This window comes from Corynebacterium hindlerae (genome assembly GCF_014117265.1).
GTDB lineage: Bacteria > Actinomycetota > Actinomycetes > Mycobacteriales > Mycobacteriaceae > Corynebacterium > Corynebacterium hindlerae.
In genome coordinates this window covers 2,674,149-2,680,594 of the sequence record NZ_CP059833.1, presented here as the reverse complement: position 1 = coordinate 2,680,594, position 6,446 = coordinate 2,674,149, and the positions used below count along the sequence as shown (strand labels likewise).

Here is a 6,446-nt window from a genome sequence, read left to right as displayed (position 1 = left end):
ACCTCGGGTGTGTTTCCAGACGTGCTCATCGACGCCGCCGATGACGCCGTCGAGGTGGTGCGGGTCGTCGTAGACGAGCTGGCGGCAGGCATCGAGTGCGACCTGGTTGACCAGGTCCCAGCCGATACCGAGTACTTTGGCGGTGGCAGACACACTCATCCGGTCAATGGCGAGGCGCTGGAGGATTCAGCGGGTGGCAGCGCTGGGTCGGCGTTGGCGTCCTCCGCGCAGGCCAGGGATGCCTGGAAGATCTTCCTAGAGCAGAAGGGCTCTGTGCACAGAAAGCGGGGGACGCGGACGTCCAGGCGGGTGGGGAACCCGACGACGGGAAGATCAACGAGCCGGCGCAGGGTGTGATCCCTCAGCTTCCCGGGGTGCCCGCAGTCCGGGCAGGTGTGGTTCACGGCCACCGGGGTGGCGTCGATGATGGTGATGTTTCCGGCGTCGGCGGCTCCGGTGATCGTGAGGCCGATTTCTGCGGTGCGGCAGATGGTGTCGGCGACGAGGTTGCCAGTAGTAGGCTGCACAGTAGGGTCCTGGTTCGGTTGGATGGAAGCTTCGCAACTCTCATCTTGTACCGGCCAGGACCCCTATATGTTGTGCCACCCCGAACCCCACCCCATGGTCAGCTACGCACTCTGAAACCGGAAGAGCCGGCAAACCTCACCCGCCACGCGGAACCGTCGGCGTCGCAAAGCGGCCTGACCTCTGGGGCCGACGCCGCATCACCTTCCACCTCACCGACGCCGAATGGGCCCACATCCGCGAACAATCCCGCCCCTTCATCGGGAAAAAACGCGACACCCACACCTTCGGACAAGCCCTCGACATCTGGCTCAAACAAAAACTCCTCTCCCCATCGGCAAACACCACCCCCACCTACAAACCCGTCCTCCTCATCCCCGTCGACCGCTCCCTCATCTGGGACCGCGGCTACCTGGTCACCGCCGACGGCGCCCGTATCACACCCGAGGAAGCCCTCAAAGGCCAACTCGATAACACCGGCTGGGTTCTCCAAACCGCCCTCGACGCCGACGGCGTCGCCCACGCCACCGCAGTAGCCCCCATCCAAGACACCCGCTGCTCCACCGGCGCACACCGCATGATCGCCAACCTGGAAACCCTCATCTGCTCCTGGCCCGGCTGCCACCGCCCCGCCGCCGAATGCCAATCCCACCACATCGACGCCTGGTCCCGAGGCGGAGAAACATCCTGGGAAAACCTCACCCCGCTATGCCCAACACACAACGGCATGAACGATGACGACCCCGACAACGAAAACCACGGACGAATAGTCCGAGGCAACGGCGGCTACCCCGGACATCAACGAAGAAAAGGTGACCCCATCCGCTACTCCGGAAACGACCTCCTCACCTCCGGTTGGCGCGGACTCACATACGACTACTACGCCACAAGACACTCCCCACCGCAGCCATAAAAAAACTCCGAGCGCAGTGTATCGCCCTCCAGGGCAATACACTCGCTTCGCCGTGCTTGAATTCTGGACATTCGACACGTCCAGGGAAACGAGAATCTCCGCCTGACCGGTAGGTGGAGAGCGAATAAACTCCCCCTCCCATCGGCAACTTGGCGGAGGAAACCCGTTTCGGTATGCATCGGACCTCGCCTCCCTTTAGTCTTCTGTGCATACACCTGAAACGGCTTCCCGGGAGTTCGTTGGTCTCTTCGTATTCGAAAGGGGTCAATCGTCGGGTAAAGGCCTTTTGCCCGTCCCTGGCCACGTACCGACCAGCTTTTCAAGCATGACGAATCCTTTCCACGAATGCATCGACCTGCAGCTGCAGCTCTTCCAGCGTTCCATTGTTGTCGATGAGTACATCGGCGGCCGCGTTACGCTGATCATCGGAAATTTGCGCACTCATCCGTTTCCTTGCGTCGTCAGCTGTAAGACCACGTCCGATGAGGCGTTGCACGCGGGTTTCGGGGTCAACGGTGACAACGACGACGAGGTCCATGTTTTTATGGAGGCCGAGGTCGACGAGGAGGGGCATGTCGTAAACAACGTCTCCGGGAGCTTGCGCGATGCGTCGGTCGGTTTCTTCCCGAATTCTTGGGTGCATGATCGCGTTGAGCCGTGCAGTTGCCGATGGGGAGGCGAAGGCGATCTCGGCGAGTTTGGGCCGGTTGAGTCGCTGGCCGTCGATGATGTCGGGGCCGAAGGCGTCGATGAGGGCGGCGAGGGCGGGTTCTCCGGGTTCGACGATGTCGCGGGCGATTTGGTCTGCGTCGATGATGGTGAAGCCGCGGTGGCGGAGCATGGTGGCTACTGTTGATTTTCCGGAGCCGATGCCTCCGGTGAGTCCGATGAGCATGTGTTTAGTGTACGCAAAAGGCCCGCCTCTCGATGGGGGCGGGCCTTGGGGTCTAGTTAGTGACTAGTTGCCGGCGAGCTTTTCGCGAAGTGCTGCGAGCTGTTCGTCGGATGCGAGGGAACCTGCGGACTCTTCTGCTGGTGCTGCAGCCTCGGCGGAGGATGCTTCGGAAGAGTAGTTTGCTGGTGCGGATGCTGCAGCTTCAGCTGCAGCGGCACGGTTCTTCTCGATTTGTGCGGTGTGGAGCTGGTGGCGACGCTCGGACTCTGCGTAGCGAGCTTCCCACTCTGCGCGCTGCTCTTCGAAGCCTTCGAGCCATTCGTTGGTCTCTGGGTCGAAGCCTTCTGGGAAGATGTAGTTGCCCTGCTCGTCGTAGGAGTCGGCCATGCCGTACTTGGATGGGTCGAACTCTTCGGTGTAGTCCTCGTCGGCCTGCTTGAGGGAGAGGGAGATGCGACGGCGCTCGAGGTCGATGTCAATGACCTTGACCATTGCTTCGTCGCCAACAGAGACGACCTGGTCGGGGACCTCGACGTGGCGCTCAGCCAGCTCGGAGATGTGGACGAGGCCCTCGATGCCTTCTTCGACGCGGACGAATGCGCCGAATGGGACGAGCTTGGTGACCTTACCAGGCACGATCTGGCCCACAGCGTGGGTGCGTGCGAAGACGCGCCATGGGTCTTCCTGGGTTGCCTTCAGGGACAGGGAGACGCGCTCGCGCTCAAGCACAACGTCGATGACTTCGACGGTGACTTCGTCGCCAACGGCAACAACCTCGGATGGGTGGTCGATGTGCTTCCAGGACAGCTCGGAAACGTGGACGAGGCCGTCTACGCCGCCGAGATCGACGAATGCGCCGAAGTTGACGATGGAGGAAACAACGCCCTTGCGGACCTGGCCCTTCTGCAGCTGTGCGAGGAACTCGGAGCGGACCTCGGACTGGGTCTGCTCGAGCCATGCGCGGCGGGAGAGGACCACGTTGTTGCGGTGCTTGTCCAGCTCGATGATCTTAGCTTCGATCTGCTGGCCGATGTATGGGTCGAGGTCGCGGACGCGACGCATTTCGACGAGGGATGCTGGCAGGAAGCCACGCAGACCGATGTCCAGGATCAGGCCGCCCTTGACAACCTCGATGACGGTACCGGTGACTGGCTCGTCCTTCTCCTTGAGCTCTTCGATGGCGCCCCAAGCACGCTCGTACTGTGCGCGCTTCTTGGACAGGATCAGACGGCCCTCCTTGTCCTCCTTGGTGAGGACGAGTGCATCGATCTGGTCGCCGACCTGCACGACCTCGTCTGGGTCAACGTCGTGCTTGATGGACAGCTCGCGGGATGGGATGACACCTTCGGTCTTGTATCCGATATCGAGCAGTACCTCGTCGTGATCGACCTTGACGACGGTACCTTCAACAATGTCGCCGTCGTTGAAGTACTTGATGGTGGCGTCGATCGCTGCGAGGAAATCCTCAGCGGTGCCGATGTCGTTGATGGCTACCTGAGGAACGTTGTGGTTGGGCATGTGTTAATAGCTCCGAAAGCTTATAGGAAATCGAAAATGGACAGGGATTTGCGGGTCTGAAGTGCAAGAACGCGGGTATGACACTTTCCTATAGAGTATCCACCGCGCGCCCGTGCAGACACGCTTCACAAACAATAGTCCCTTTTACCTGCAGAATCAAATAGAAAGTGGCGTATGTCTTCAGAATTTTCGACAGCGAACCGCGCCTGGTGGGATCAGGATGCACACAACTATCACGAGTCACACAAAAACTATCTTTCGTCCTTCTATTGGTGTCCCGAGATGTTGCACGAAAAGGACGCACGGCTGCTTGGCGACGTCCGAAACAAACGAGTCCTAGAAATTGGCTGTGGCTCGGCCTCCTGTACGCGATGGCTCGAAGGTCATGCCCACCTGGCGGTTGGGTTTGATTTGTCGATGGGGATGCTTCGGCACGGGTCGGGAAACCTCGTCCAGGCCAACGCCCTGGAGATGCCGTTTGCCGATGGAGCTTTTGATGTGGCGTTCTCGGCGTTCGGGGCGATTCCGTTCGTGGAATCTTCGGTGGATGTGTTGCGGGAGGCTGTGCGCGTCGTGAAGCCTGGCGGTCGTTTTGTAATGTCTATCAATCATCCGATGCGGTGGATTTTTGCCGATGATCCGGAGAGCTTTGAGGTGCAGTTTAGCTATTTTGACCGGTCGGGCTATGTCGAGGTGGCGGGCGGTGAGGTGACGTATGCGGAGCAGCATCGGACGATGGGCGATCGGATTCGGGAGTTATTACAGGTGGGGTTTGTTCTCGATGATGTGATTGAGCCGGAGTGGCCGGAAGGGCTGACGGAGAATTGGGGCCAGTGGTCACCGATGAGGGGGAAGATGTTTCCGGGCACTGTGATTTTTGTCTCACACAAACCTTATTTATTTTGATAACAGCTTCCATTATCATTCTAGGATTAGGTTAGTATGCCCTTATTTCAACTAACCGAAGTTATCTCTTCAGAAAGGTAAAAATGAAGCGTCCATTGCTGCTCATCCCAGCACTGGCTCTGACTCTGACGTCGTGTGGCGACCCAGGCCAGAGCGAAGCCTCCGGCGAGTTCCCCGAGCGCCTGGTCCTCGCGGACCGTGCAGCCGCCAAGAAATATCACCCGGCATCCGGATTCGGCCAAACTGGCGTGAGCCCGGTCTACGACGGCTTGCTGCGCCCGAAGGCCGGCTCCCCGGACACCATCCCGGAGTTTGAACCCGCGCTCGCAGCCGAGATGCCGACGCACAACGCCGATGCCACCGAATGGACGGTGAAGCTCAAGACGGGCATCAAATTCTCCGACGGCTCCGACTTCGATTCCGCCGATGTGAAGGCCTCCTACGACGTGGCACGCGACCTCAAGGCCGGTTCCGAGGTGGTCGCCCGCTACAACATGATCGATGAGGTGCAAACCCCGGACGAGCACACCGTGGTGTTCCGGCTGAAGTACCCGCTGGCGGAGATGCATTCCCGCCTGGCGTACGCGATCACCCCATCGGAAAAGACGAACGACAGTGTCCCGGTGGCCGATTCGGAGCTCAACACCCACCCCGTGGGCACCGGGCCGTACGTCTTTGTCTCGCACAAGGCCGATGAAACTGTCCTCAAGGCTAATGAGAACTACTGGGGCGGCACTCCCCCGGTTCGTGAGCTGGTGATCACCACCGCTGCCGATGATACAGCCCGTGCGCAGCGCGTCGTCGCTGGTGAGGTTGACGGTGCGGCAATCCCACCGGCCCAGGCGGCCAGCGTGAAGAACGCCAAGAACCTGAACATCGACGTCGCTCACACCGCGGACTGGCGCGGCATTTCCTTCCCGAAGGTGCCGGAACTAGCGGACCCGAAGGTGCGCCAGGCTCTGAACTACGGCGTCGATAGGCAGGCGCTTATCGACGGCACCCTCTCCGGTTACGGTGTCTCCATCGATACCCTGCTCTCCAAACTCTACGGCGACGCCCACAACCCTCAGGTGGGATTCAAGTACGACACCGCGAAGGCTGAGCAGCTTCTCGATGAGGCGGGCTGGGTCAAGGGCGCCGATGGGATGCGACAGAAGGACGGCAAGCCGTTCCACATCGACCTGTTCTACGCCGGAAACGACACCACCCGGCGCGACATCGCGGTGGAGTTCGCTTCGCAGATGAAGAAACTGGGCCTGGAGTTTGAACTCAAGTCGGGGACCTGGGATGAGATTGCCCCGCAGCTGAGCAAGGCTGCCGCGGTGCTGGGCGGCGGTTCTGCCCCATATGATCCGACGGTGATGGTGTACGAGTATCTGCACACCCGTACGGAGGCCACGAGCAAGTACGCCAACCCGGGTGATTACGGTTCTGCGGAGCTGGATGCCTTGCTGGATGAGGCTCGCAGTGAGGTAGATACCGATAAGCGCAATGAGTTGTGGAAGAAAGCGCAGGAGCTGTACTTCGACAATCCTTCCGCACTGGTGCTGCTGAATCTGGATCACATTTACGTGTCCAAGCCGAACGGTTACCAGAAGCCGGGCGTGATTATTGAGCCACACATCCACGATGCGACGTGGGGTCCGTGGTGGCGGATGTCGGAGTGGTCTAAGTAGCTTATGCTGACAC

Annotated in this window: 7 protein-coding genes; 3 read left to right on the top strand and 4 right to left on the bottom strand. The window is 60.1% G+C overall.

Annotated elements, in window-relative coordinates; genetic code table 11:
* Positions 1-155: 155 nt before the first annotated feature.
* Together HW450_RS12935 and HW450_RS12930 are read right to left on the bottom strand one after the other, a co-directional pair.
* Positions 156-527 (bottom strand): transposase family protein, encoded by a 372-nt coding sequence (locus HW450_RS12935; protein WP_407926250.1) that lies wholly within the window; start codon positions 525-527, stop codon positions 156-158.
* A gap of 98 nt (positions 528-625) precedes the next feature.
* Positions 626-1,177, bottom strand: coding sequence for a hypothetical protein (locus tag HW450_RS12930; RefSeq protein WP_182387571.1), 552 nt, complete (start codon positions 1,175-1,177; stop codon positions 626-628).
* 75 nt (positions 1,178-1,252) lie between these two features.
* Here HW450_RS12930 and HW450_RS13125 point away from each other — a divergent pair, with 75 nt between their 5' ends.
* Positions 1,253-1,438, top strand: a complete 186-nt coding sequence (locus HW450_RS13125; RefSeq protein WP_232843276.1) for a hypothetical protein — start codon at positions 1,253-1,255, stop codon at positions 1,436-1,438.
* 319 nt (positions 1,439-1,757) lie between these two features.
* Here HW450_RS13125 and coaE read toward each other — a convergent pair whose 3' ends face one another.
* Both coaE and rpsA read right to left on the bottom strand, forming a co-directional pair.
* On the bottom strand, positions 1,758-2,333 hold the full coding sequence (gene coaE / locus HW450_RS12920) for a dephospho-CoA kinase (RefSeq protein ID WP_182385999.1): 576 nt from the start codon (positions 2,331-2,333) through the stop codon (positions 1,758-1,760).
* Positions 2,334-2,396: 63 nt separating this feature from the next.
* Positions 2,397-3,851, bottom strand: coding sequence for a 30S ribosomal protein S1 (gene rpsA, locus HW450_RS12915; protein ID WP_182385998.1), 1,455 nt, complete (start codon positions 3,849-3,851; stop codon positions 2,397-2,399).
* A gap of 174 nt (positions 3,852-4,025) precedes the next feature.
* Here rpsA and HW450_RS12910 point away from each other — a divergent pair, with 174 nt between their 5' ends.
* Together HW450_RS12910 and HW450_RS12905 are read left to right on the top strand one after the other, a co-directional pair.
* Positions 4,026-4,757, top strand: a complete 732-nt coding sequence (locus HW450_RS12910; RefSeq protein WP_182385997.1) for a class I SAM-dependent methyltransferase — start codon at positions 4,026-4,028, stop codon at positions 4,755-4,757.
* Positions 4,758-4,840: 83 nt separating this feature from the next.
* A complete protein-coding gene (locus HW450_RS12905; RefSeq protein WP_182385996.1) occupies positions 4,841-6,433 on the top strand; it encodes an ABC transporter substrate-binding protein in 1,593 nt (530 codons plus the stop codon).
* Positions 6,434-6,446: the final 13 nt, after the last annotated feature.